We start from the raw sequence: 25606 nt of genomic DNA, 5'->3' as shown, positions 1-25606 counted from the left end.
TCTGTTTTTAAAAATGCAATTCAAAACATTGGAGAAGTCTTTGTATTTTTAAAAAGAGCAATTATGAAATTGATTCTTGAGAGTGACAAAAGTTTAATTGTATGATCACTTCCGCGTATGTTTCTACTACGAATCAAAATAGAAGCGTACCTACTTTCTCGGTACACTTCTAAATAAATGAGATTTTCTTATTAAAATGCCGGTACAGCTGATTCTCCTTCACGTCCCGTTAGAAACTCTCTTACCTCTTCACTTGTCATTGCTTCCCTTAACTTTTGAATTAATTCAGAATCCGCATTATCTTCGCGGGCTACTAATGTAATCGCAAATTTGTTATCTTCTTTTTCTGTGATAAGTGCATCATCAGCTGGTGTTAAATCTAAATGGCTCGCATGTGTTGGGTTCATAATAACTCCATCCACATCTTCATATAAACGTGATAACGCAGCAATTTCTGTTTGTTCAAAACTGAAGTTGTGTGATTCATCGATAATATCATCTAATCCATATTGCTCTCCGTCAATCTCATTTAGCTCAATCAAACCATGGGATGCTAATAAGCGTAAAGAACGATCCACATTAGATGGGTCATTGGCAATACCAATTGTTATGTCATCTGGTAATTCATCAATACTTTCATATCCATCTGCATAAAGGCCGAAGTTAGCAAAATAAATCGGTTGAACGTCAACTAAGTTACCATCGGCATTTTCATTAAATTGTTGCATGAATGGTACATGTTGTGAAAAGTTTGCATCGATCTCTTTGTTTTTTAGTGCTTCATTTGGCTGTATGTAATCGCCCATCTCAACAACTTCTACCTCAATACCATCTTCGGCGAGAAGTTCTTTTGCAATTTCTACAACATCTGTCATTGGTGACTCAACAGCTGCAACTCTTAATGTTTGTACGTCATTTTCTTCATTTGCATTATTATCTGTTTGATCATCGCCACTACATGCAACTAGAAATGTTACGAGAGCGATCATGATTACTAATAGTGATTTTTTCATAGATTGTTCCCCTCTTTCTACCTTTTATCTATTTTTCTTGCTAAGGTTATCCCTGAATATTGGATAATTTGTACAAATATCACGATAATGATAATGATATAAACCATTAAATCTGTTCGATATTGTAAATAACCATATCGAATGGCAAAGTCCCCAATTCCGCCACCACCGACAACCCCCATAATCGTTGAATAGGAAATAAAACTAATTGTGGATGTCGTCATACTTAAAACGAGGGCAGAACGTGATTCAACATATAAAAACTTAAAAATAATATCTTTAACGGATGCTCCCATCGAGACAGCTGCTTGAATCACCCCCTTTGGTACATCGAGTAGGGATTGCTCCACAAGTCGTGAGTAGTGTGCAATGGCAATCACCATCATAGGAAGTGTTGCGGCAGCTGTACCTATTGCAGTTCCCATAACAAATCGCGTAAATGGGATCATAAAAATTACGAGTAGTAAAAATGGGAATGAACGAATAATGTTTACGAGTAAATTTAATGATGAAAAAACGAGTCTGTTCTCTAGTAATTGTCCCTTACGACATAGAAATAAAAATGTTCCAATGGGTAGTCCAACTAACAATGCCGCTAATACTGAAAAACCTACCATAATAGATGATTCGACAATCGACTCCCAAATCTCAGATTGATACTCCACTAATACTTTAGGAAGGATTGGAATCACCTCCTGACTTCAGCTGTTCGACAAATGTTGCTGCCCCTTTCGTACTTTTATTTACACCTGTCGGCTCTATTTCTACTACCTCATAAATTTGACCATCTTCCATCACTGTTACTCGCTCAGAGAGGCTTCTAATGACTTCCATCTCATGACTCACAATGATGATGGTTACGTTAAGTTGCTGATTAATTTGCTTTAGTACCTCAAGTATTTCCATTGTCGTTGTTGGATCAAGTGATGATGTTGGCTCGTCACATAACAAAACGCTAGGATTATTAACAATGGCACGTGCAATAGCGACACGCTGTTTTTGTCCCCCACTAAGTTGTCTAGGATACTTATCTTTATAGGCTTCAAGACCGACGAAACGCAAGCTCTCCATCACGCGTTCTGTTCGGTTCTTTTTTGCTATTTTGGCAATTTCTAATGGCACAGCGACATTATCAAAAACCGTTTTGTTGCCGACTAAATGAAATCCTTGAAAAATCATGCCTAACGACTGGCGTATATTTCGAATCTCTTTGCCTTTTAAATGATTGATTTTTTTATTGTTAATAATGACATCGCCCTCATCAGGTTTTTCAAGTAAATTCATCATACGCAATAATGTAGATTTTCCTGCGCCACTCGCGCCAATAATACCGTGGATTTCCCCAGGTTTAATGTTTAATGATATGGATTGAATCGCTTTAAACGCGCCGTATCGTTTGGTAACATTCTGTAAACTAACCATAGAAGCCTCCATCTTGCAGTCATGTGAAAAGTTCGATCGGTATATTACAATCTCTTTCAATTTGTTATATATTTAAATTCTATAATGAGTTTAATAGTTACTACATGTCTAATCAAGGGTAAACTTCTGTTATAGTAAATGTAGGATTAGAACGGGCAACTGTGCACTTTGGTTTAGCCAGTACACGACTCGGCCGCGGCATGAAATTACTTCATCCTCTAGCCCCAATTCACTGATTTAGGATTACGCTTAATTTCCGTCATTTAAATTTCTTCAATTCTATATATAATCATTCTAAGTAAATAAAAAACCAAACCGGCAAGTAGAAGCCGTACGTTCTTCTACTTACACAGTTTAGATTACACTATCTCGTGGTCTCTGGTCTCTTTTGTAATTACGATGAGCTTACACTTTATCTGTATGCGACGGACTATTCGCTGAAATAGAAACGGTCATGACGGTATGACTGGATCCACCTTCCACTGTCGCATTAAATACTTTTTCTAAGCCGTTGAATACTTGGATTGCTTCGCCTTCTAAGCGTGTTGCTAAAGGAGCAGAAGAAACAGAAACAAACGATTTCATTGCTTCGATTTGTTGAAAAATAAGATCCATATAATCGCCATTACCTAAAGGGTAGAGGGAGAACTTCGCTGCAACATATTGCTTTGTATCTTCCACCTTTTCTTTGTTCAGCGGGATTTCATCAACTTCAAACGTGGTTTCTTCGCCAGGCTCACCTGGACATCCACACATATAAGTGGCTTGAAAGGCAACATGTTTCCCCGTCTTTGCCGCATGGATAAATAGCGCTTTTGTTACATCGAAAACATGAGTGGACGTGCCGCGTACACTGGTTGAAACATCATCTGTTTCCAACCAAACGTTTGATGTATCCACTTCATCTAACGCGCCGAGAATGATGTCCTTAAAATCATCACTCATCGGATGAATGGAAAAACTCGCACTTACGTTTTGGTTATTACAAGATTGATTTTGCATCATCATTCCTCCTCATCGATATGTTTAAAATTGAATGACTTCCATAATTCTTCTTTTCCACTGAAGAAATTCTTCTGAAAGCAGTAATTCTTCATCCCGTGGTCTCTTAAATGGGACTTCGATGACTTCTTTAATTTCTGCAGGATTGACGGATAGGATAATAATTTTGTCAGACAAAAATAATGCCTCATCGATGTTATGGGTAATAAATAGAATCGATTGTTCGTCATCCTCCCAAATGGATAGTAGCCACTTTTGCATATCGGTTCGAGTAAACTCATCAAGAGCAGAGAACGGTTCGTCGAGCAACATTAAGGATTGCGGACTTAACAAAGCACGGATGAAAGCGACCCGCTGTTTCATGCCACCGGATAATTCGTGAGGATACGCGTGTATCACATCACCGAGTCCTGCTCTTTCTAACATTGTTTTCGCTCGTTCGTAATCTTTCTTTCCTTGTAGTTCCTGGCCGACTAACACATTTTCCATAATCGTTCTCCATGGAAATAAGGAAGCTTGCTGTGGCATATAACTAATGAATCCACGTTTATTGGTTATATTTTCTCCACTTAAATATATTTCACCAGCATCTGGCTCAAGAAGGCCTCCAATCAGACTAAACATCGTACTTTTTCCACTTCCAGAGGGACCGATGACTGAAACAAACTCTCCATTCGCTACGTGAAGTGAAATTTTCTGAAGAACTTGTTTTTGTCCAAAAGACTTACTCACATGACGTAATTCCAACATCTAATTGTTTTCCCCCTTCTGCTGCCAGCGAATGAAAAACTTCTCCAATAGTAGAATCAGTCCATAAAAGGCTAAGCTGATGATCATTGCAACGATAATCGCTACAAATACACGTGATGTTCGATAGGAAGAAGCGGCAAGTGTCATAAATACCCCAATCCCTTTTTGTGCACCTAACCATTCGGATACGACGGCTGCCATGACGCTGTATGTTCCTGCGATTTTTAATCCCGAAAAGATTGACGGAACGGCATGTGGTAATTCCAATTTCCAGAATAACTGTGCTTTATTCGCGCCCATCATTTTCATATAGTGGACTAACTCCCGGTTCGTTTGTGTAAATCCACCTAAGGCAGAAACCGCAATCGGAAAGAAACAGGCTAACGTAATGATGATTAACTTAGGCAACGCATTGAATCCGAACCAGATTACTAGTAATGGCGCTAGAACGATAATCGGCATATTCTGAGAAATAATAATAAAAGGAAAAAACGTTTCTCGAACTCTCGGCATGAGATGTAATATCGTCGCCACCCCTAAACCGACTGTTGTCCCGATGAGAAAGCCCGATACAGATAACGTTACGGTTGATTGTAGATGAGGCAAAAAGGTTGGAATAACGCTTTTCGCCTCCACCACAATATCGGAAGGGGCAGGGAGTAGCCATTCCTCAATGGAAAAAAGTCTTGTCGCTACTTCCCATATTCCAATAAATAATAAGATGGCAAGGAATGGTCTCCATGTTTTTTTTAGTAAACTCGTTTTCATTCGTATTTCTCCACGAGTTCATCCATTGTGATTCCCTCAGGTCGGTAAGCAATTTTAACTTGAGAGATGACGCTTGGAGCACCTAACGCTGACATTTTTTCATTCATTTTTTGTACAATTTGTAGTAACTCCGACAATTCACCTTCCATCGTTGTTTCCAATGGATGTACGCTGTATTTCACATCGTTTGCCTCAATCACGGCAATTGCTTCGTCCACAAATGAATATACATCTTGATCATCGACTTTAGGGATTATTTGAATACTTAGCAATGCATTTGCCATAAAACCACTCCTATTTTTCTGTAATCCATGAACCTATTTCTCTGGCAAAAACTCATTCGTAAATGCTTGATCAATATCTACTGCTTCATCAATAATGTTATTTTCTAATAGAAAGTCAGCAAATTTCTGCCATCTTTCTTGTTCTTGGATACCAAAATGATCGGCATCATCTTTATACCGAGGCGATAGCCATTCTTGACTGCGCTTAACAAGTTCAGGATCAAGATCTGGTACCTCATCGATTAATACTTGTGCAGCTTCTTCCGGTTGCTCAATCGCAAACTCATACCCTTTCACAGCTGCATGTGTAAAAGCTTCTACCAATTCAGGGTCTTCGGAAATCATCTTTTCATTAGTAGCAAGGATCGGTGTGTAGAAATCAAGCTTATCGGAAAAGTCAGCGAGATAAACCATGTTTAAATCTACACCTCTTAGTTCTGCTTCAATTCCAGTCCAACCGTAGTAGACAAGTGAAAAGTCGACATCGCGTTCAACAGCAACGAAAAAATCAGAGTCCCCCGTTGTAATGAAATCAACTTCATCCACATTGGCATTATCATTTTCCATTAATGTTGTCATCATCGCTTTTTCGAGATCGGAACCATATGCGCCAAACTTTTTCCCTTCAAAATCTTTTGGCGAAGTAATCCCTTTTTCTACAGGGGAAGCATAACCGGCTGTATTATGTTGCATTACTGCAGCGATCGAGACAAGAGGAAGACCTTCTGAACGTGCCTGTGTGAGACCTTCTTGGTAACTAACCCCAAAGTCTGCTTTTCCAGCGGCTAGCAGCTGATTCACGCCAACTTCGCCAGGTAGTAAAATTTCAACATCTAGTCCTTGTTCTTTGAAAAAACCTTTTTCTTTTGCGACATAAATCCCTGTGTGGTTCGTATTCGGTGTCCAGTCAAGCGCGAATTTTACAGGTGTTAGGTCAGCATTGCCTTCTTCGTCACTTCCATTACTTTCATCACTTTGACCACAAGCCGCTAAGAAAATAATCCCTACAAACAAAATGATGCTCATCCATTTTTTCACTTGAATACCCCCATAAGTTTTTCGCTATATGAATAGAATCCTTAAAAAACGATTGGCAAATCAGCGTGTAAAGACAAAAAAGTGCGCTAAAGATTGGTTCTTTAGCGCACAGGAATATATCTCATTTATGTAAAAATGATTCGAATGAAATGTTCCCTCCGCTGGTACCAACCAGATCAGGTTCTAAGGGTCAGTATTTCAAGAATACAATCTCAGCTAGCATGACTAGCGCCCCTACATATAACGTATGAAATTTTTAAATTGCCTTACAATCCACAGTATGCCATAGGAAGAAGGCGCTTGCAAATAATATTTGGAAGAGAGGGAATTCGGGGGAAATGACTTAGACTACTAGAGTTCTGAATCTGGGGCATGAACGCCGTGGCGGTATTAATCTTTGTTTCTGAGATAAGTGAAGTAGACGAATGAATTCAGGAAGAAGCAATACATAAGCGGCTATCACCTGATGATAGCCGCTACTTATATTCTATAACAACGGTACAATTAGTCCTGCAATCAACAAAATGAGTGCTCCGCCAAGACGAGAGGCAATTTGAGCGAAAGGCATTAATTCCATTCGTTTGGAAGCTGATAGCACAGCGACATCGCCTGTTCCTCCCATATTAGCCATACATAAACCTGCAGTTATAGATGCTTCGATTGGATGGAAACCGACTAGTTTACCGAGTATACCAGCTCCAAGGGCTGCTCCAAGCACCACGCTAAATACAAGTAAGATGTATTCTAGAGTTAAGGCATTAATCACAGCATTCAAGTCAGTATAAGCGACTCCAATACCAATTAGGAGTGCAAGTGTCCAGTTTTTTGCAACAAACTGATACCATTGATTTGCCCCGGACTCGATAATCGGTGGTAACCAACCAGCGAGCTTGAATATGGCAACTGAAATGATCATTAGTGCATATGGGTGAAGTGGAATGAAGTTACCAAGCATTTTACCGATGATATAAAACGTTAAAGCTGCTAAGACTCCAATTCCCATTTCTCCAATGTTATACGTTATCTTTTTATTCTCTACATTAAATCCAGCCATTAATTGTCCGTTTCCTGTTAATGAAGGGAATTTATTACCTAACATATTTAATAATCCAGCGAAAATAATAGCTAAGACGTTTCCTAGTGCTAATGCAGGCACCAATATCGAGATATAATAAGAAGGGTCATTACCCAAGATTTCTGAGTAAACCTGGGACATAGGGATTGCACCTGCTCCCATACCTCCACCCATGATAGGCATTGCAATTACTAAGATTGCATCTTTAAAACCGAAACCAATTACTAATCCAACAAATCCTGCTAAAATTATGGACCCTGCTACAGCTGCAAGAAGAGGAAGGGCAAACTTTGCACCAGCATTTTTCAATGTTTCAGAGTTCATTCCTAGTATACTTCCTGTTATTAGGGCAGCGATATAAAAGTTTAGAAATCCTCCTGATTTCATAAAGTCAGTAATAAGTGTAACCGTCTGATCAGGAATCAGATTAGCATATACCATAAAAGCGGAACCGAAAATTGCTAGGATTGCACCGCCACCTAGATAGCTCCTTAAGATTGGAGTATGATCACCAATCCAGCCAAATAACTCACCTAATACCATCATGATGAGTAAACCACCTATAATTCCTGTAGGTAAATTATCAGTATACATAGCCACTAATGCCAAAGCAGTTATAACTGCAAACCATACAATGGGAATGTTAAAAATACTTACTCGACTTCTATTTGGATTTGTATTCATTTTAAAATGATCATTTTTTTGAGCTGGTTGCGCCATATTTTATCCCCCTAGATTTTTGATTTAATTAGTTCATATTCATTGAGAATCCTCTCAGCTTTCTCAATAATTGGCTTATCTATCATCTTTCCATCTAATTGAAAGGCCCCTTTTTCTGTAAGAGCTCGGGATACCAATCGTTGTGCAAATTCATATTCTTCTTTTGAAGGAGAAAACACAGCGTTAGCACTTTTAATTTGGGATGGGTGGATTAATAACTTTCCTGCAAAACCTAACTGCTTAACGTATATACAATTTTCAATGAACCCATCATTGTCTTTGAAGTTCGTATAAACAGTATCAATTGGTTGTTTTATATTTGCACAACGAGAAGCAATAACCAGTTTTGAACGTGCATATAGTAATTCCATTTCTCCGTCTGTAATTTGAGCGCCGATATCGGTGGTAAAATCAACACCACCGAAAGCTAACATCATAACCCGTTGGTGACTAGATGCAATTTCTATAGAGTTATGCACTCCTAGAGCACTCTCAATCAGAGGAATAATCGATAATTTTGATTGTCTACTTCCTTGATTTTCAATTGTTTCAAGATGTTCTGCAAGCTCTTCAATATTACGTCTTGATGAGGACTTTGGAAGCATTACACCTTGTAATGACACCGCATTGCTTATTTCCAGGATTAATTGCATGTCTACTTGGAATTCACTTGTTTCTATACTGTTGACGCGAATAAATACAGGTTTTTCCCAGTCGCCAATATATTTCCTAATCAAATCTCTCCCGATATGCTTCTCATCAACTCTAACTGCATCTTCTAAATCTATAATTATTAAATCCGCTTGTAATTCATTTATTTTCCTGAGCATCTTTTCTTTATCTGCCGGTACAAATAACAAAGATCTATTTAACATAATTAATCAGCCCTTTTTATATAACTTGAGAGTCTTTTAATTGTTTAATTGTATCTTGATCCATACCTAGTTCTGTTAATATTTGATTTGTGTGCTCTCCTATTTCTGGAATAGGAGATACTTTGATGTCTTCTTTACTATTTGCGGCAGGTGGGAGGAGTGATTTAATCCTTCCTACTGGTGTCTCAACATCTATCCATCTCTTTCTTTCACGAAGTTGAGTATGGTTAGCAAATTGTTTAATGTTTTTTAATTGAGCATTAGCAATTTTATTTTCTTCCAGTTCATTCATAACTTCATGCAGACTTTTAGTGCTTAAAACATCTTCTATTTCACGTTGCAAACTTTCTTTGTTCTCAACTCTTTTCGAATTGTTACAATAACGAGAATCTACAGCTAGGTCAGGATTATGTAAAATATTTTCACAGAAATTTACCCATTCTCTTTCATTTTGGATGGCAAAGAAAATAGTGTCTTCCCCAGCGGTTTGAAAAGGCCCATAAGGATAAATAGTTGCATGATGAGAGCCTGTACGTTTTGGTTCCTTATCTCCATAAAGTGAGTAATACATTGGGAAGCCCATCCACTCACCTAATGCTTCTAACATGGATATATCCAGCACTTCTCCTTTACCAGTTCTAGCTCTCTTGATAATGCTACTTAAAATACCACTATATGCATACATGCCAGCTGCAATATCTGCTACTGAAATTCCAGCTTTAGAAGGTGTTTCTTCAGTTCCCGTAATCGATAAGAAACCAGCCTCACATTGAATGAGCAAATCATAGGCTTTCTTGTTGACGTAAGAGCCATTAGATCCATAGCCAGAAATATTACAAATAATTAACTTGTCATTAATATTATGAAGTTCTTCATTACTAAAACCTAAACGATTCATCGCCCCCGGAGCTAGGTTTTGAAGCACTACGTCTGCGTCTTTTAGTAAATCTTTAAATATTGATTTACCTGAATCCGCTTTCATATTTAATGTGAGAGATTCCTTGGATCTATTGATCCACACAAAGTGACTAGACATTCCGTTTACTGTTTGATCATAGTTTCTCGCAAAATCACCTGTTTCAGGTCTTTCAACTTTTATAACACGAGCCCCTAAATCAGCGAGTTGCCTGGAGGCAAATGGCGCTGCAACGGCTTGCTCTAATGAAATGACTTTTATACCTTCTAAGGGTAACATTTTAATCCTCCAATTGTATTTTGTATAATGTATTTTGTATCCAATTAATAAAGCACATTATATTTGTTAAATTTTCAATTGTCAATGAGTTATAATAAATACATCAATACAAAATGAGGAAGATAATTATGAAAAAAATAAAAAAGTTATCAACGACGGATCAAGTTCTTCATTCTCTAAGAAGTTCGGTTTACAATGGAATTTTACAGGAAGGACAAGAGATTACGCAAGAAGGCATTGCGAATTTGTTAGGAGTTTCGCGAATGCCTGTTAGGGAAGCTTTTCAAGTATTAGACAGAGAAGGACTTATCAATATTCAGAGTAATCGAAGAGTTGTAGTAAATGGCTTAAGAACAGAAGATATTGAAGTTCACTATGAAATTCGTGCATTTCTGGAAGGGATGGCTTCAGAACGAGCGTGTGATTCTCCGGAACATTTTGATGAACTTCAATCAATTCATAATAAAATTAAATATTCAGAAGGTGATAGCTATGTAGAATTAAATGAAGCCTTCCATGCGTTTATATGGAAAGCTTCGAATAGTGCACGGCTATATTCATTACTCTCGGATTTATGGAATGGATTACAGCCACAATTTCCGGATTTTGTGGATTTCCAAGTGGAAAAATCAATTAAAGAACATGAACAAATTGTACAGGCAATTTTAAACCAAAATAAACAAGCCGCTCGCGAACATGCTCAAAATCACGTATTGAGAACAAAAGAAGATTTCTTATCTAATATTAATTCAAATCCGCAAAATTAAATAAAGTAACTAGAATATATTAGTGATACTGCTTTTAGCTACACTAAATCTAAAGCTCATTTCATTTTTTGCAAAAAGAAAGAGACCGTTCTCTAAACGAGCGGTCTCTTTCCTATCTCATGATTATTTTTACGCCTTAACCGTTCCTGCATCTGGGGCATGAACGCCGTGACGATAATAATCTTTATACTCTGGTTCCAACGGTTCATTACCGAGGATAATATCTGCTGCTTTTTCAGCTAGCATCAATACTGGTGCGTGGATATTTCCGTTCGTTGTTCGTGGCATGGCGGATGCGTCCACGACGCGGATATTTTCTAACCCATGCACTTTCATCGTTTCTGGATCCACGACAGCCATTGGATCAGAGGCAGGCCCCATTTTAGCTGTACATGATGGGTGGAGTGCTGTTTCTCCGTCTTTTTTAACCCACTCGATAATCTCTTCATCTGTTTGGACAGAAGGCCCAGGTGAAATTTCACCAGAGCTATATTTTTGTATCGCTGGCTGAGATAAAATATCTCTCGCCACACGGATAGCTTCTACCCACTCGCGACGATCTTCTTTGGTAGATAAATAGTTACAGACGATACTTGGATATTCAAATGGATCGTTGGAACGAATCTTCAATCTTCCTCTTGAGTTGGAATACATTGGTCCAACGTGTACTTGGAAACCGTGTTTCGTATCTGCTTTTTGACCATCATAGCGGACAGCTAACGGTAAGAAGTGGAACATTAAGTTCGGATAGTCAACTTCATCATTCGAACGGACGAACCCGCCACCTTCGAAATGGTTAGATGCTGCTGGTCCGGTACGACCAAGTAACCATTGCAAGCCAATCCAAGGCATTTTTAGTTTGTTTAAGCTCGGCTGCATGGAAACGGGCTCAGGAGTAGCGTGCTGAATATATACTTCTAAGTGATCTTCTAGATTTTCTCCAACCCCTGGCAAGTGATGAATCGGTTCAACGCCAACAGAGCGCAAATGTTCTGCGTCTCCTACACCAGCCAACTGCAATAACTGCGGCGTATTGAATGCACCACCAGAAAGAATGACTTCTCCTGCGTTGACGTGATGAATTTTTCCATTCTTCTTGTATGTTAATCCTTCTGCTTTTTTACCGTTAAAATTGATGCTTGTTACAAAAGCACGTGTCTCAATTGTAAGGTTTTTGCGATGCATCACTGGGCGTAAATAGGCACGTGACGCAGATACACGTCTACCGTTATGCACTTGGCTGTCAAAAGGACCAAAGCCTTCTTGGCGAAATCCATTGACGTCAGGTGTTCTTGCATAACCCGCTTGAACGCCAGCTTCAAAGAATGCTTGGAATAACGGATTAGTTGCAGGGCCACGTTTTAATTTGATCGGACCATCAAGCCCGCGGTATTCATCGGAAGAATCGGCTCCAAAAGCTTTTTCTAACCGTTTGAAGTACGGAAGGACATGGGCAAAATCCCATTTTTCCATCCCTGGTTCTGAAGCCCACTTCTCATAGTCTAATGGGTTACCTCGTTGATAGATCATCCCGTTGATTGAACTTGATCCACCAAGTACTTTCCCCCTAGCATGAGCGACACGGCGCCCGTCCATATACGGCTCAGGGTCTGTTGAATAGATCCAGTCATAAAAGCGATTGCCGGATGGGAACATTAACGCGGCAGGCATTTGAATAAATAAATCCCAAAAGTAATCACTTCGTCCTGCTTCTAAAATAAGAACACTGTTATTTTTATCTGCGCTGAGGCGGTTACCGAGTACAGAACCTGCACTCCCACCGCCGACAATTACGTAATCATATGTTTGTGTCATGTCATTTACCCCCTTGAAGATTGTTTTATAGAATCTAAAAACTTATCCTCATTGATATTTTATTTAGTTTGTTTTATTTATTAAATAAAAATTTAACAAAATGTGCAAAAGGAAGGCACCATGAGCAATCATGGTACAGCTACCTTTTTAAGAATCTATCAGTACGCCATCGACTTCTTACTTAAACCATTTAATCGGTTTCGGTTGTTTATTGCGGAAAATGTGTTTTAACTCGGTATATTCTTCCATGCCTTCACGTCCAAGTTCACGGCCAATACCTGATTGTTTATAACCGCCCCAAGGTGCTTGCGCAAAGTAAGGGTGGAAGTCATTGATCCAAACTGTTCCCATGCGTAAACGGGCAGCAACAAATTCTGCTTTACTCAAGTCTTGTGTCCAAACGGCACCAGCCAATCCGTAAATCGTATCGTTAGCAAGTTGGACGGCTTCCTCTTTCGTTTGGAATGTTTCGACGGTGAGTACTGGGCCGAACACTTCTTCTTGAACAATGCGCATGTCGCTTGTGCAGTTTGTGAAAATTGTAGGTAAATAGAAAAAACCGTCTTCTAACTCAGGGTCTTCTGGACGTTTACCTCCAACGACGAGTTTGGCACCTTCGTTTTTACCGATTTCTACATAGCTTTCCACTTTTTCGCGGTGTTCAGCTGAAATCATTGGTCCACTTTGTGTGTCTTCATCGAAACCGTTTCCTAATTTAATTCGTTTCGTTCGTTCAACTAACTCTTCTACGAATTCATCATGGATGCTTTCCTCTACTAACAGACGCGCTCCCGCAGAGCACACTTGACCTGCGTGAAAAAATACAGCGTTTAATGCTTGGTCAACAGCTGTTTCAAAGTCAGCATCGGCAAAAACGATGTTCGGATTTTTACCGCCAAGCTCGAAAGCAATTTTTTTCATATTGTCACTCGCTGCTTGCATAATCGTTTTTCCTGTTTCGATGCCACCGGTGAATGAAATTAAGTCGACATCATGGTTGGAAGCTAATTCAGCGCCTACAGATTTTCCGGCTCCGAGTACTAAGTTCGCAACACCTTTTGGTACACCAGCTTCTTCCATGAGTTCAAAAACTTTTACAGTCGTTAATGGTGTAATCTCACTCGGTTTCATGACTAGCGTGTTGCCTGAAGCCAAAGCAGGTGCGAGTTTCCATGCGGCTTGAAGCAGTGGGTAGTTCCATGGTGTAATCTGACCACAGACACCGACAGGTTCACGAACGACTTTACTTTCACTATTCGGGATTGGAGAAGCAATGACTTCGCCACCATCTTTATCAGCGAGACCTGCGAAATAAAAGAATACATTCGCAATGTCGGCCATATCTTCGCGACTTTCTTGAACGGTTTTACCCGTATCTAATGTTTCGAGTTCTGCCAGTTCTTCTAAGTCTCGCTCGATCAATGAACCAATTTTATTGACGATTGCACCACGCTCACTTGCAGGCATTGTACTCCAACTGCCTTCATCAAATGCTACGCGTGCGGCTTGAATCGCTGTTTTTGCATCTTCAGCATTTCCTTCTACTGCTGTAGCGATTACTTCTTGGTTAAAAGGATTAATAATTTCACGAGTCTTTTCGGATTTGGCATGCAGCCATTCTCCATTTATATACATCTTTTGTAACTTCACATCATCACTCCTATACGAATAACGTTAAGTTTGTTAAATAAAAATTTAACGTTTCTAATAAACTAATCCTAACAGTGATTTAATTTCGTTGTCAAATCATAGTTGAGGGAGATTGGTCATTTGCTTGCCATGTACCGCAATGACTACGTTTTTGAATAACCTATTGAAAAACTTAAAATTTGTCTCGTTACTTCTAGAACAACAAGGAAGCAGGAAAAAAACAGAATATTGATTTGACAAAAGAAAATATTTCTTTAACCTATAAGATATGAATAATTTGTTAAGAAAAAATTTAATAAATTTATTTTATTTAACAAAGGGAGGCGAGAAAGCGTATTTTCTTTTCATATCAATACATTCATTAAAAATTTGGAACATTAAATCTAGATATAACAAAAAAACAAAAAGGGAAAGGTGTTTGTAAGTAATGAATATTAAACGAACAAGTCTATTTGCTTTAATCGCGACAATATTTTTAGTGCTGGCAGCATGTGGTTCATCGAGCTCAGATGCAGAATCAGATGAAGACACGAATGGGTCGGAAGAAAACAAAGGAACAATTACGATCGGACAAATTAATTGGCCTGAAAATATTGCCGTTACAAATCTATGGAAAGCTCTATTAGAAGATGAAGGGTATACAGTTGATTTGAAGTTACTTGAGATGGGGCCACAAATGGCTGCGTTAGGAGCAGGAGAATTAGATATCGCACCTGAGATCTGGTTGCCTGTCCAAGACAAGAGTTACTATGAAGAGTTTAAAGATCAAGCCAATTTCTTTGAGGAACCATGGTATGAAAATGGTAGAGTTGGGTTGGCTGTTCCAACATATATGAAAGATATCAATAGTATTGAAGATTTGAATGCAAATAAAGACAAATTCAATGGGGAAATCATTGGCTTTGAATCTGGAGCAGGTACGATGATTGTTGCACAGGAAGTCATTGATGAATATGGTCTTGACTACAATTTATCAGCAAGCAGTACAGCGGCAATGATTTCGTCAATTAGACTCGCAGTCGAAGATGAAGAACCGATTGTTGCGCCACTATGGAAGCCACATTACATTTTCTCTGAAGTAGATCTAAAATTCTTAGACGATCCGAAAAAGACCTTTGGTGAAGTAGAGAAAATTTATATGGCAACTCGTGATGGTTTCGACTCAGATCATGAAGATGTCAGCAAATGGTTGATGAACTTTAAGCTGAATGATGAGCAGTTGGGTGATTTAATGATCCAAACGAAAGAAAACGAAGACAATCCACTTAAAGGCGCCGAAAAATGGGTGGAAGAAAATCAAGATGTCGTTGATGAGTGGATGAAATAAATAGAGGTAAAGAGACGGTTCTCAATAAGAGGATCGTCTCTTTTGTAAAGTGCTGATTTTAGCTTGCTTCTTTGCCATACTAATTATAAAATGAAAGAAACATTCAATTTGTACTTAACAAACTAAACAAACATACTACGATTCGCAGCATGTGATATAACGGCTTCTTTACTCGCATGAATGACTCAAGTGCAATATACAAAAAAGAGGTGCCCCCATGGAAGAAAAACGGAATCATTCACAAAATGAAGATGCTCAAGAAAAGATTGAACAAGTTGAACGGATGATGATTAATACCATCTCTGAAACGATGGACTTGTATGGTGTTACACCTTCAGTGGGACGTCTGTACGCAACGATGTATTTTAAACACGAGCCGATTACGCTTGATGAAATGAAAGATGCGCTTGGGATGAGTAAACCGAGCATGAGCACTTCCGTCCGCAAGTTACAAGATATTAATATCGTTAAAAAGGTATGGCAGAAGGGTTCGAGAAAGGATTCATTTATTGCTGAAAAGAATTTTTTCAATTATTTTTCCCATTTCTATGGTATGAAGTGGGAACGTGAAGTGAATATGTACTTGGTTAGCTTGAAAAAAGCTCAGGAACAACTGAAGGAAGTCATTGAGGATCCTGAGACAGATGAAGTATTAAGAGAAAAGGCTGAATTGGATTATCAGCAACTGGAAGATGCTAGAGTTTATTATCGTTGGTTGGAAAAGCTCACAAAGCTGACGAAATCCGGTGAAATATTTGATTATATACCTTTAGATGATGAGGAAAGGGACTCTTAACGGAAGTCTCTTTCTTTTTTACATTATTTTGTTCGCAAGTTTCTAAAGAATCCGTTAAACTACAAATCTCTACGTTTTTTAAAATAAAGAGGAGGGAAGCCAATGAAGATATTACTATTAGGCGCAACAGGACGGGTAGGAACTGTTTTGCTCGAAAAGATGTTGCAAGATGGGCATGAAGTGGTGGCACTTGTTCGATCACCTGAGAAAATAACGTTAGAGCATTCAAATTTATATATTGTACAAGGCGATGTACTTGATGAAGAAGCATTGAAGAGAGCTATGACTACAATCTCTATGGAAGCGGTTGTCAGTGCATTAAACACAGATAAAAACAACGTGCTCTCTCGCTACACGCCAACGATTATTCAGCTCATGAACGACTATCATGTAAAACGATATATTGCGATTGGAACGGCGGGGATTTTAAATAGTAGAGTAAACCCTAGCATTTATCGGTTTCAATCCAGTGAGTCGAAGCGGAAAACAACTACTGCAGCCGAGGATCATGCTGCAGCATATGAGCTTTTGAAAGAATCAGACCTTGATTGGACGGTTGTTTGTCCGACGTATTTGCCTGAAGGAGAAGAAGTAGGAGACTATCGTGTGGAAGCAGAGATGCTGCCTGTAGACGGCAAGAAAATTTCGGTTCAGGATACAGCAGCCTTTGCATATAAACAGCTTACAGAAGATACCTTTATCCGAAAGCGTGTAGGAATTGCTTATTAACCAACAAGTTTGAGCGAATCATATTCTAATTAATTAATAAAAAATAACTCGTCTGCTAGGCGAGTTATTTCTTAATACATAACACAATGATTTTGTAAGGGGTAGTTTGTGCAGGAATGCTAAAGGTTGCAGGTCCATAAACGACAATTAAATCTCGATTTGTCGGTGGTTGTGTAAATGTCTGACCATTTGTTAGCACGATTTGAGTATATGGAGAGATATTCAGTGCTAATTGCCCGTCACTACTCACTAACTGGTGATTAAAATAATCAACTTTTACATGTTGATTTTGGTTCTCTTTAACCATGACAAGTGCCTCATATTGTGGCGGGTATATAAGAGTGGTGGGTGCATCACCGTCATAATATCCGGTTACACGATCTCCCACTTTCACCGCTACGTGATCAACAAAGTAAGTTGAAGGTGTTACAACGAAATTCACTAACTCATCTGAGTTATTTTCGACAGACATCAACTTATAGCAGCCTGCTTCCTCATCATCTTGACCTATTGGAAAATCACTGATCATCGTAATTGTTCCATTAAATGAATGAAAATTTATCATAAAATACCTCCGTAACTCTAATAGAAGAGAGCAATTTACTTTGATTCAAGGATTATTGTTGTAAGGCGGATACAAAATGTGTGCCATTCCATGTTAAAAGGTTTTCGACATATCCCCATGTATCTGCATTAGATGTACCAATAATTCGCTGCATAATCAGTAAATCGTAATTGTTGTCAGAGAGATGCGTAACGATCGGATATAAAGAGCTAACAGCAAGTACTTCACCTTGAACAGGTTGTTTTAATAAGCCGTTTTTATCGTAAAGTTTTGATAGATCTTGATGACCTTTATGAGAAATATCAAGAGTGAATATGTGATCTGACGATTTTCTTTTCACATTTACTTTATAAAAATCTTCATAATTGACTTCAAACGTATAACGATGATTGTATCTTTCGAAGTCAAACAGCAGTCATGGCGTATTCTTTTTGAAGGAGTAAATATAATAAATCCCGTATCCACCGCTCCCCCCTGAATCAATACTTACCAATATATCCAATACATGGTCTTTAGAAAATTTCCCAAGAAAGAGCTGTGGATTATACCCCGCATTTACTTTTAGATGAATCGTAGAAACATGTTTTGAACGGCCATCTTGAATGACAATCACCTTGCTTCATATCGAGCAACACTACATTACTAAAAGGTGTACGTGTACTATATGTTTGTCGGTACAATTTAATCTCACCACCTAGAAATTATGCAATTACTTGAAGTATCTTATGCAAAATAATAGCAAAGTGATAATATAAAAAAAGAAGTGTTTCGCATATTGTCGCGAAACACTTCTTTTATTTCATGTACTATTAATTTACGTAGCAGGCTCGTATGCTTTTTCTTGATAAAAGTAATTCGGCGAAACGATGTCATTCTTATATGGTTTATGGTAAATATGTGTTGTTGCTGACGATAGTGGTGGAAGGAGCCATGCCCGATTCCCTGTAACTGGGCGATTATGCTTCATTTCTTTTTTCTCAAAAGCTTTAAATTGCTTTGCTGCTGTATGATGGTCAACAAGCGTGACTCCAGCTTTTTCAAAAGAATAGATCACAGCGATGTTTAACTCTACTAAAGCTTTATCAATCCAAAGGGAACGATCTGAATTTGTGTTGAGTTCCATTATTTCCGCAATTTTAGGTAGGGCGTTATATCGGTCTTCATCGGCTAAGTTTCTTGCGCCTATCTCAGTACCCATATACCAACCGTTAAATGGTGCCATCGGATAATCAATACCACCTATTTCTAATTTCATATCAGAAATGATTGGCACCGCATACCATTTTAAATTTAACGACTTAAATTCCTCAAATTGAGGATGGATAATTTCAACTTCTTTCACGATCTCCTTAGGTATTTCAAATAGTTTAGGTGTGTGACCTAGCTCTTGAATAACTAATGGGAGAATATCGTAATTTGTTTGTTCTCCTGACCACCCTAACCGTTCACATTCTTTCGTGAAAGCAATCGATGTGGAATCACCAATCACTTCACCATTGGATTCATATCCGGCATAACGTAGCAATTGATGATTCCAAATTCTCATTGGATCTTTTCCACCGAATCTTGGTGGGAAAATGGTAATTGTTGATCGTATATTTCCTTCATTTGTAGCAAAGTTAATGTGTTCGATAAGCTTGTCATATGCATCTTCTGCTGTATAAATATGACGTGCATCAATAATGTGTAATGTATCCCAGAGCAATCGGCCAATGCATCGATTATTATTGCGCCAAGCCATTTTTGCTCCATGTGTCAATTCTGCGCTCGTATGGACATAAGTACCTGTACGGTGTATTTCACTTTCAATGTCAGAAATTCTTTTGTTTTGTTCTTCTTCGGGTATCCCAAGTTCAGTGTAACAGCTATGAATAAAGTTAGTAGCTTCTTGTAATAAATAATCAGATTGATTCATGTTTATCAACTCCATATTTTGATACTAGCATAGTTCTTATAAGCTATGAGCCTTAAAATATGGAGAAATATTCAACATTTTCATCAGGAATTTCCGTGAAGTTATGATTGTTCATTCATATGATAACCGGATACCTTTCTCAAACAAGTTATTTTTACATTCCTCTAAGTAGGCGGTGTCATGTTCTGGATAAATGGGTTTAGTTAATCTTTCGACCTTCATATCGGCTAGATCATATGGAGGACAAGCCTTTCCGCGATAAGTTGGATCTTCCCACAACGGATCATTTTTATAACCGCGACGCTGCATCTCTTCGATGACTAACAAATGATACTGATACAATTTATAAGGGGAATGGGTGAAAACATAGTCGACTGTGGCGTGTTTCTTTTCCCATCCTAACCCGCGTAACGCACAACATTCACGATGTTGGCCTAACAACTGCGGCCTTGGTAAATTTGGAATTAGTTCTTCGTGCCATAAACGCATAAGATCACCTTTTTCTCGTCAATTATAAATTGATAAATAGTCACCATGCCACACTAACTCGTTTGCTTTATAAGTAATGTTATGATGATTCATTGCAATTGGAATAAGGTTAAATGGTTTCGTACGATCATGAGTCCAAAAACGTGAATGTAATAAATAACGAACTTGATATTTTCGAGTATTTTCTTTAAGTATCGTTAGCGCTTGAGAAGCATTTGTTTGAATTAAATAATTTATTTCTTGTCTTTCTTCATTTGATACTAGTTTTTTGAAATAACCCGCTATATGGTAAAGCGCATTCGAAAGTTGAGGTAGCTCTTCTGTTGGTATGTGACCATACGTTGTTTCTATGTTTTCTAATATATTGTAGACAGCAGAGAGATCACGATTCTCTGCCTGTAATAACTTTCTTATTTGTTGATAATCCTTTTGACTACAAGCTAATACCAAGTATTTATTCATAGCCCATATAGCCTGTGCGGCTTTAAGGACCAGTTTTTCGTCGGTTATTATATTTTCTTGCCACATTCGTATCACCTCATATTGAGATGATTAAAGTATATCAATTGAACCCAGCTAGACATAGTAATAAGAAGTTTCATTACATTCTTAAGCTTAATGTTGAAGATGAGCAGTCTACATTAATGGCGTAATAATCACCAACTATGATGACCTTATCCTATTTCATACGAAAAAGACATAACTTCTCTAACTACATGGAAGTTATGTCTATCTGAATTCGTTTTATTATAATTTTGTTGATCCACCGTCTGACATAATTGTCTGACCTGTAATGTAGTCAGAATCTTCGCTTGCTAAGAATACTGCGATGCGACCAATATCTTTTTCTGGATCACCCATACGTTTCATCGGGATTTTATTAATTGTTTCATCGTATAATTCTGGGAAGTTTTCACGCCATTGCTTCACGCCTTCTGTTAACGCAATTGGTGAAATTAGATTTACGTTAATGTCATCTGCGCCCCACTCGTTCGCAGCTACACGAGTAATTCCGCGAATTGCTTCTTTTGCTGCAGCGTAGGAAGCTTGCGTAGGTTGTCCATTAATTCCAGCACCTGAAGCAAAGTTAATGACTTTACCTTTTGTCTTTTTAAGTTCTGGATATGCCACTTGCATAAAGTTAAATGTTGGATAAAATCCCGTGTTAAAGGATAAATCGAACATATCCATTGTTGTCTCAGCAAATGGTGCTTGTTTAGATGCGTGAGCATTATTGACTAAGATATCCAGTCTACCAAACTTTTCTACAACTTTTTCTACGATATCTTCAACATTTTCTCTTTTCGAAATGTCTTTGATAAAAAGCATGCCTTCGGTGTGGCCATTGATTTCTTCAAGTACTTTTTGACCGTTTTCTTCATTGATATCTACGATGGCAATATGTGCGCCTTCTTTAGCCATTGCAAGGGCGATGCCACGACCAATGCCACCCGCACCTCCTGTAACAATTCCTACTTTATCTTTTAGTCTCATCAGAATCACCTTTTCTTTCTAGTCAATTTGTGTATAATTCCGGTTTTCCTACTGTTGCAATTTTCCAGCTGTATAACCACCATCGACTGGGATTGTCACACCACTGATTTGTCTAGCTAAATCAGAACATAAGAACATGACAACATTACCTTGATCTTCGGGTGTAGACATTTCACCTGCTGGTAATGACTCTAATACACCATTGTATTGTTCAGGCTGACTTTCTGCCCATCGTTCAATTGCAGGCGTAATCGTTGCGCCTGGTGCAATCGCGTTGATACGGATATTTTGCTTTCCATATTCTAATGCAACAGATTTCGTCAATCCAACAACACCATGTTTTGATGCGGTGTATGGTGCCATATTCGGCGAACCTTCTAATCCAGCACCTGAAGCAGAGTTAACAATCGATCCTCCACCGGATTGAAGCATTGCGTTCACTTGGTGTTTTACACAATAAAAGACACCATATAAGTTGATTTTAATCGTTTTATCCCAGTCATTTGAGTCCATTTCGCCAATTTTTACTTGGCCAGCATTGATACCTGCGTTATTGTGGGCAAAATCTAGTTTGCCGAATGCAGAAACTGTTTCATCTACTAACGTTTTCACTTGCTCTTCATCACTGACATCACATTTGAAAAATTGTGCTTCTCCGCCATTTTCTTTAATGAGGTTAACCGTTTCTTGACCGCCTTCTTCACTTATATCAGAGACCATTACTTTTGCCCCTGCATTCGCTAAAGCAAGCGCACTTGCCCGGCCAATTCCTGATCCAGCTGCAGTAACTAATCCAGCTTTACCTTTTAATAAGTCTGTCATCAAAAAATTCCTCTCTGAGTCTATTGTTGTAATACATAATTTGTAACTTTTATTAAGATATCATGATGTAGATTTTATATCTAATATTTGGATTGAAGTAGAATGATGTAGGTGGAAAAGGGAAATACAATTGTGAAACCACCATGAAAAGTATGCTAAAATGCGTTCAAGCAAATCACATAGATGATCCGTCAGAAAGGATGATCATATGTCTAAAGATGAAATTATTTTACGCGGTCTGAAAGCAAACAACTTAAAAAATATCGACCTCAACATTCAAAAAGAACAAATTACGGTGTTCACCGGTATTTCCGGTTCAGGAAAGAGTTCAGTCGTCTTTGATACGCTAGCAACAGAAAGTAGAAGGCAAATGACGATGAATTATCCGATGTATGTTCGTTACCAAATGCCACGGTATGAGCGTCCTGAAGCGGATTTACTGAAACATTTAAGTCCCGTCGTTGTTGTTGAACAGCGACCAGTGAGTGGAAACTCCCGCTCGACGGTTGGTACGTATATGGATGTCGACCCGTTGATCCGATTGCTGTTTTCGCGCATTGGCGACCCGCCGATTGAGACGGCAACGGACTTTTCTAGCCAAAGTTCATTTGGACAGTGCCCGTCTTGCAATGGCTTTGGTGAAATTGTCGCACCTGATGTAAACAAGTTAGTTGATGAAGATAAGTCATTAAAGGAGTACGCGGTACAGTTTAAACCGTTGTCACCATCTGGCTGGCAAGGTAGGTGGATGATTACAGGCGGGTTGTTTAATCCTGATATACCGATTAAAGATTTTTCGGAGGAAGACTATCAGTTATTTATCTACGGACCTCCTGAGGGTGAGCGGGTTTTTGCTCCGTTTCATACGAAGCATGGACCGCAGCCTCATGAGTGGGACGGGTTATTACCACGCTTTACTCGATTATACATTAACCGAGATGTTTCAAAGTTAGCGCAAACAACTCTCGATGATGTATTGGCGATGACAACGCGTACATCGTGCCCGACGTGCCAAGGGTCCGGACTGAATCCAAAAGTGCTTGAGTGCAAGATTAATGGATTTAATATTGCTGATTATGATGCGCTCGAGCTGACTGATCTATTAGTAGAGCTTGAAAAAATCAATGATCCAATTGGTCAGGCGATCGCTTTACAAGCTATTCCATCCGTAAAACAGCTCGTAGATTTAGGATTGGGCTATTTAAGCTTATCCCGAAAGATGGAATCACTATCGGGCGGGGAAGCCCAGCGTGTAAAAATTGCACGTCATTTAGGGAGTAGTTTGAACAACATGACGTTTATTTTTGATGAACCGACTGCTGGTCTACACCCTGAAGAGGTTGATTTGCTCATTCAAATGTTGAAACGAATCAAAGAGGAACACAACACAGTCATTGTGATTGAACATAATCTATCTGTTATTAAAATTGCCGATGAAATCATCGAAATGGGACCAAGTGCTGGTGTGCATGGTGGGGAAGTGATTTTTCAAGGAAACAAGGAAGGCTTGGAACAGTCAGGAGCTGCAACGTCGCTTCAAAAAACACATAAAATTAATTCTAAACCACGCTCGTTTGATGAGACTTTCACGATTAACAACGCGTCGATGAACAACTTAAAAGATCTCACGGTAGATATTCCGAAAAATGTCCTCGTATCTGTTTGTGGCGTTTCTGGTTCTGGAAAAAGTTCGTTGATGCTTGAAGCATTTCCTGAAAAATATCAGAAACAATTATGGTTGGACAAGCTCCGATTGGTATCTCCAGTCGCTCAACACTTGCAACGTACATGGGAATTATGGATGATATTCGGGCGCTATTTGCACGAGAAACGGGCGAGCCCGCTGGATTATTTAGTTTTAATTCGTTAGGTGCCTGTCCGATTTGTGATGGTAAAGGAATTACGAAGCCAGATGTAGCTTTTGCTGATCCCGTATCCGTGACTTGTGAAGCGTGTGGCGGAACTAGGTATTCAGATGAAGCTCTTTCACATACGTACAAAGGGAAAAATATCGTAGACGTGTTACAGCTAACGATTGAAGAAGCAAAAGACTTTTTCGATCGGCCAAAAATTATCAAACGCATCAATACACTAAGAGAAGTTGGACTAGAATATTTAACATTAGGACAGACGACGAGTTCGTTAAGTGGTGGGGAAGTACAACGGTTGAAATTGGCAAGCCACCTCAAAAAAGAAGGACAAATTTATATTCTAGATGAGCCATCGTTGGGATTACACGCACAAGACAACGACAAGCTGTTCGATGTCTTTCAAAAACTCGTGGAACGCGGAAACTCGGTCATCATTATTGAGCACAATGTCGACTTTATTGCTGCGAGTGACTGGGTCATTGAACTCGGACCAGGTGGAGGAAAACATGGGGGAGAAATCATATTTGAAGGAACTCCAGAACAGATGTCCCCAGCTGATACAGTGACGGCAAAGTGGTTGAGGGATTGAGAAGTTATTTTTTATAAAAAAAGTAGTGGAGAGTTCTATATCAAGGGTAGGGCACAAAAATTGAGCTCTACCTGTGAATAGAAGAGTAAGGGGGGAGCTTTGAAAAGTTCCCCACCACCATTAATTCTTACTTTATTCCCCAAATGTTACATATCGTGATCTGTTTTTTGTTTTTGACCTGAGTGATTTTGCTGTTTCACTTTATGTGAGCCTTTCATAGGTTCTCCATATGGCTGTTTCGGACTCTTTGGTAGGTTGGGTTCTTTTTGCTGTTTTGGTCCTTTCGGTTTTCCGCTCATCGTTACCCTCCTTCATTTATTTATAGATAGCTTTTGACTAGGGAAGCAATTTATCATTAGACGGCAGAAGACTCCTTCCTCAAAAACGCGACAGCGTTTTAGGTGGGAGATGAATGCCGAAATTTAGCTAAAACCAAGAACGAACGTTCTCTTTTGTTTAGAAATATTATATAATATAAACAGACAAAGCAAAAAAAGGAGTGAACAACCGTTGGTTATCAAAAAAGCTTATAAATTTCGCATTTATCCGAACAAAGTCCAGCAAAATATAATCAATCAAACCTTCGGTTGTTCACGCTTTTTGTTCAACCGGGCTTTGTTTGACGTAAAAACCAC

At 38.8% G+C, this 25606-nt stretch carries 26 protein-coding genes, 1 pseudogene and 1 riboswitch; of the genes and pseudogenes, 6 read left to right on the top strand and 21 right to left on the bottom strand.

Features of this window, described 5'->3' with window-relative positions; genetic code table 11:
* Window positions 1-191: 191 nt before the first annotated feature.
* From KC820_RS11925 to KC820_RS11875, 11 genes are all read right to left on the bottom strand, one after another.
* Window positions 192-1013 (bottom strand): MetQ/NlpA family ABC transporter substrate-binding protein, encoded by an 822-nt coding sequence (locus tag KC820_RS11925; RefSeq protein WP_212371324.1) that lies wholly within the window; start codon window positions 1011-1013, stop codon window positions 192-194.
* Window positions 1014-1030: 17 nt separating this feature from the next.
* The gene (locus KC820_RS11920) at window positions 1031-1696 is read right to left on the bottom strand and encodes a methionine ABC transporter permease (RefSeq protein ID WP_212371330.1); all 666 of its coding nucleotides are present in this window, start codon (window positions 1694-1696) and stop codon (window positions 1031-1033) included.
* Window positions 1686-2435 carry a methionine ABC transporter ATP-binding protein gene (locus KC820_RS11915; RefSeq protein WP_212371317.1) on the bottom strand — a complete coding sequence of 250 codons (750 nt, stop codon included), beginning with the start codon at window positions 2433-2435 and terminating at the stop codon, window positions 1686-1688. Before KC820_RS11915 ends, KC820_RS11920 begins: the two co-directional genes overlap by 11 nt.
* A gap of 405 nt (window positions 2436-2840) precedes the next feature.
* Complete coding sequence (locus KC820_RS11910) at window positions 2841-3437, bottom strand: YkoF family thiamine/hydroxymethylpyrimidine-binding protein (RefSeq protein ID WP_212371315.1); 597 nt, start codon at window positions 3435-3437, stop codon at window positions 2841-2843.
* Window positions 3438-3461: 24 nt separating this feature from the next.
* A complete protein-coding gene (locus KC820_RS11905; RefSeq protein WP_212371314.1) occupies window positions 3462-4187 on the bottom strand; it encodes an ABC transporter ATP-binding protein in 726 nt (241 codons plus the stop codon).
* Window positions 4188-4955 (bottom strand): ABC transporter permease, encoded by a 768-nt coding sequence (locus KC820_RS11900; protein ID WP_212371313.1) that lies wholly within the window; start codon window positions 4953-4955, stop codon window positions 4188-4190.
* On the bottom strand, window positions 4952-5239 hold the full coding sequence (locus KC820_RS11895) for a thiamine-binding protein (protein ID WP_212371312.1): 288 nt from the start codon (window positions 5237-5239) through the stop codon (window positions 4952-4954). Before KC820_RS11895 ends, KC820_RS11900 begins: the two co-directional genes overlap by 4 nt.
* 33 nt (window positions 5240-5272) lie before the next feature.
* The gene (locus KC820_RS11890; RefSeq protein ID WP_336511048.1) at window positions 5273-6277 is read right to left on the bottom strand and encodes an ABC transporter substrate-binding protein; all 1005 of its coding nucleotides are present in this window, start codon (window positions 6275-6277) and stop codon (window positions 5273-5275) included.
* Between the two features lie 136 nt (window positions 6278-6413).
* Window positions 6414-6523: riboswitch (TPP riboswitch) on the bottom strand.
* A gap of 241 nt (window positions 6524-6764) precedes the next feature.
* Window positions 6765-8072, bottom strand: coding sequence for a 2-hydroxycarboxylate transporter family protein (locus tag KC820_RS11885; protein WP_212371308.1), 1308 nt, complete (start codon window positions 8070-8072; stop codon window positions 6765-6767).
* Between the two features lie 11 nt (window positions 8073-8083).
* On the bottom strand, window positions 8084-8947 hold the full coding sequence (locus KC820_RS11880; protein ID WP_212371304.1) for an HpcH/HpaI aldolase/citrate lyase family protein: 864 nt from the start codon (window positions 8945-8947) through the stop codon (window positions 8084-8086).
* A gap of 16 nt (window positions 8948-8963) precedes the next feature.
* Window positions 8964-10142, bottom strand: a complete 1179-nt coding sequence (locus KC820_RS11875; RefSeq protein WP_212371303.1) for a CaiB/BaiF CoA transferase family protein — start codon at window positions 10140-10142, stop codon at window positions 8964-8966.
* Between the two features lie 128 nt (window positions 10143-10270).
* Here KC820_RS11875 and KC820_RS11870 point away from each other — a divergent pair, with 128 nt between their 5' ends.
* Complete coding sequence (locus KC820_RS11870) at window positions 10271-10909, top strand: GntR family transcriptional regulator (protein ID WP_212371302.1); 639 nt, start codon at window positions 10271-10273, stop codon at window positions 10907-10909.
* 129 nt (window positions 10910-11038) lie between these two features.
* Here KC820_RS11870 and betA read toward each other — a convergent pair whose 3' ends face one another.
* Both betA and betB read right to left on the bottom strand, forming a co-directional pair.
* The gene (gene betA / locus KC820_RS11865; RefSeq protein WP_212371301.1) at window positions 11039-12724 is read right to left on the bottom strand and encodes a choline dehydrogenase; all 1686 of its coding nucleotides are present in this window, start codon (window positions 12722-12724) and stop codon (window positions 11039-11041) included.
* Window positions 12725-12901: 177 nt separating this feature from the next.
* Window positions 12902-14359, bottom strand: coding sequence for a betaine-aldehyde dehydrogenase (betB, locus tag KC820_RS11860; protein ID WP_144162899.1), 1458 nt, complete (start codon window positions 14357-14359; stop codon window positions 12902-12904).
* 442 nt (window positions 14360-14801) lie between these two features.
* Here betB and KC820_RS11855 point away from each other — a divergent pair, with 442 nt between their 5' ends.
* From KC820_RS11855 to KC820_RS11845, 3 genes are all read left to right on the top strand, one after another.
* A complete protein-coding gene (locus KC820_RS11855; RefSeq protein WP_212371297.1) occupies window positions 14802-15701 on the top strand; it encodes a glycine betaine ABC transporter substrate-binding protein in 900 nt (299 codons plus the stop codon).
* A 217-nt stretch (window positions 15702-15918) separates the two neighbouring features.
* Window positions 15919-16497, top strand: coding sequence for a choline uptake/conversion transcriptional regulator CudC (gene cudC, locus KC820_RS11850; protein WP_144088416.1), 579 nt, complete (start codon window positions 15919-15921; stop codon window positions 16495-16497).
* Between the two features lie 102 nt (window positions 16498-16599).
* Window positions 16600-17226, top strand: coding sequence for an NAD(P)-dependent oxidoreductase (locus tag KC820_RS11845; protein WP_144088415.1), 627 nt, complete (start codon window positions 16600-16602; stop codon window positions 17224-17226).
* Window positions 17227-17290: 64 nt separating this feature from the next.
* Here KC820_RS11845 and KC820_RS11840 read toward each other — a convergent pair whose 3' ends face one another.
* From KC820_RS11840 to KC820_RS11810, 7 genes are all read right to left on the bottom strand, one after another.
* Window positions 17291-17791 carry a hypothetical protein gene (locus tag KC820_RS11840; protein WP_144088414.1) on the bottom strand — a complete coding sequence of 167 codons (501 nt, stop codon included), beginning with the start codon at window positions 17789-17791 and terminating at the stop codon, window positions 17291-17293.
* Window positions 17792-17843: 52 nt separating this feature from the next.
* Window positions 17844-18131 (bottom strand): hypothetical protein, encoded by a 288-nt coding sequence (locus tag KC820_RS11835; protein WP_144088413.1) that lies wholly within the window; start codon window positions 18129-18131, stop codon window positions 17844-17846.
* 474 nt (window positions 18132-18605) lie between these two features.
* Entirely contained in the window at window positions 18606-19706 is a 1101-nt protein-coding gene (locus KC820_RS11830; protein WP_212371296.1) for a nitric oxide synthase oxygenase, read from the bottom strand.
* 111 nt (window positions 19707-19817) lie between these two features.
* Entirely contained in the window at window positions 19818-20195 is a 378-nt protein-coding gene (locus KC820_RS11825; protein WP_212371295.1) for a TIGR02328 family protein, read from the bottom strand.
* A gap of 18 nt (window positions 20196-20213) precedes the next feature.
* Window positions 20214-20723, bottom strand: coding sequence for a DUF1722 domain-containing protein (locus tag KC820_RS11820; protein WP_144088410.1), 510 nt, complete (start codon window positions 20721-20723; stop codon window positions 20214-20216).
* Between the two features lie 219 nt (window positions 20724-20942).
* On the bottom strand, window positions 20943-21689 hold the full coding sequence (locus KC820_RS11815) for an SDR family NAD(P)-dependent oxidoreductase (RefSeq protein ID WP_144088409.1): 747 nt from the start codon (window positions 21687-21689) through the stop codon (window positions 20943-20945).
* Window positions 21690-21737: 48 nt separating this feature from the next.
* A complete protein-coding gene (locus KC820_RS11810; protein WP_144088408.1) occupies window positions 21738-22511 on the bottom strand; it encodes an SDR family NAD(P)-dependent oxidoreductase in 774 nt (257 codons plus the stop codon).
* A 208-nt stretch (window positions 22512-22719) separates the two neighbouring features.
* On the opposite strand from KC820_RS11810, the pseudogene KC820_RS11805 reads away from it, so the two are divergent.
* Window positions 22720-24971 (top strand): annotated as a pseudogene (locus KC820_RS11805) (ATP-binding cassette domain-containing protein).
* Window positions 24972-25117: 146 nt separating this feature from the next.
* Here KC820_RS11805 and KC820_RS11800 read toward each other — a convergent pair.
* Window positions 25118-25270, bottom strand: a complete 153-nt coding sequence (locus tag KC820_RS11800; protein WP_212371294.1) for a small acid-soluble spore protein P — start codon at window positions 25268-25270, stop codon at window positions 25118-25120.
* Between the two features lie 211 nt (window positions 25271-25481).
* Here KC820_RS11800 and KC820_RS11795 point away from each other — a divergent pair.
* On the top strand, window positions 25482-25606 hold a 125-nt coding region (locus tag KC820_RS11795), incomplete at its 3' end, for a helix-turn-helix domain-containing protein (RefSeq protein ID WP_212371327.1).

The organism is Allobacillus saliphilus (genome assembly GCF_018138385.1).
Classification (GTDB): Bacteria; Bacillota; Bacilli; order Bacillales; family Alkalibacillaceae; genus Allobacillus; species Allobacillus saliphilus.
The sequence above is the reverse complement of the archived record's forward strand: the minus strand, read 5'-3'. Positions and strand labels throughout refer to the sequence as shown.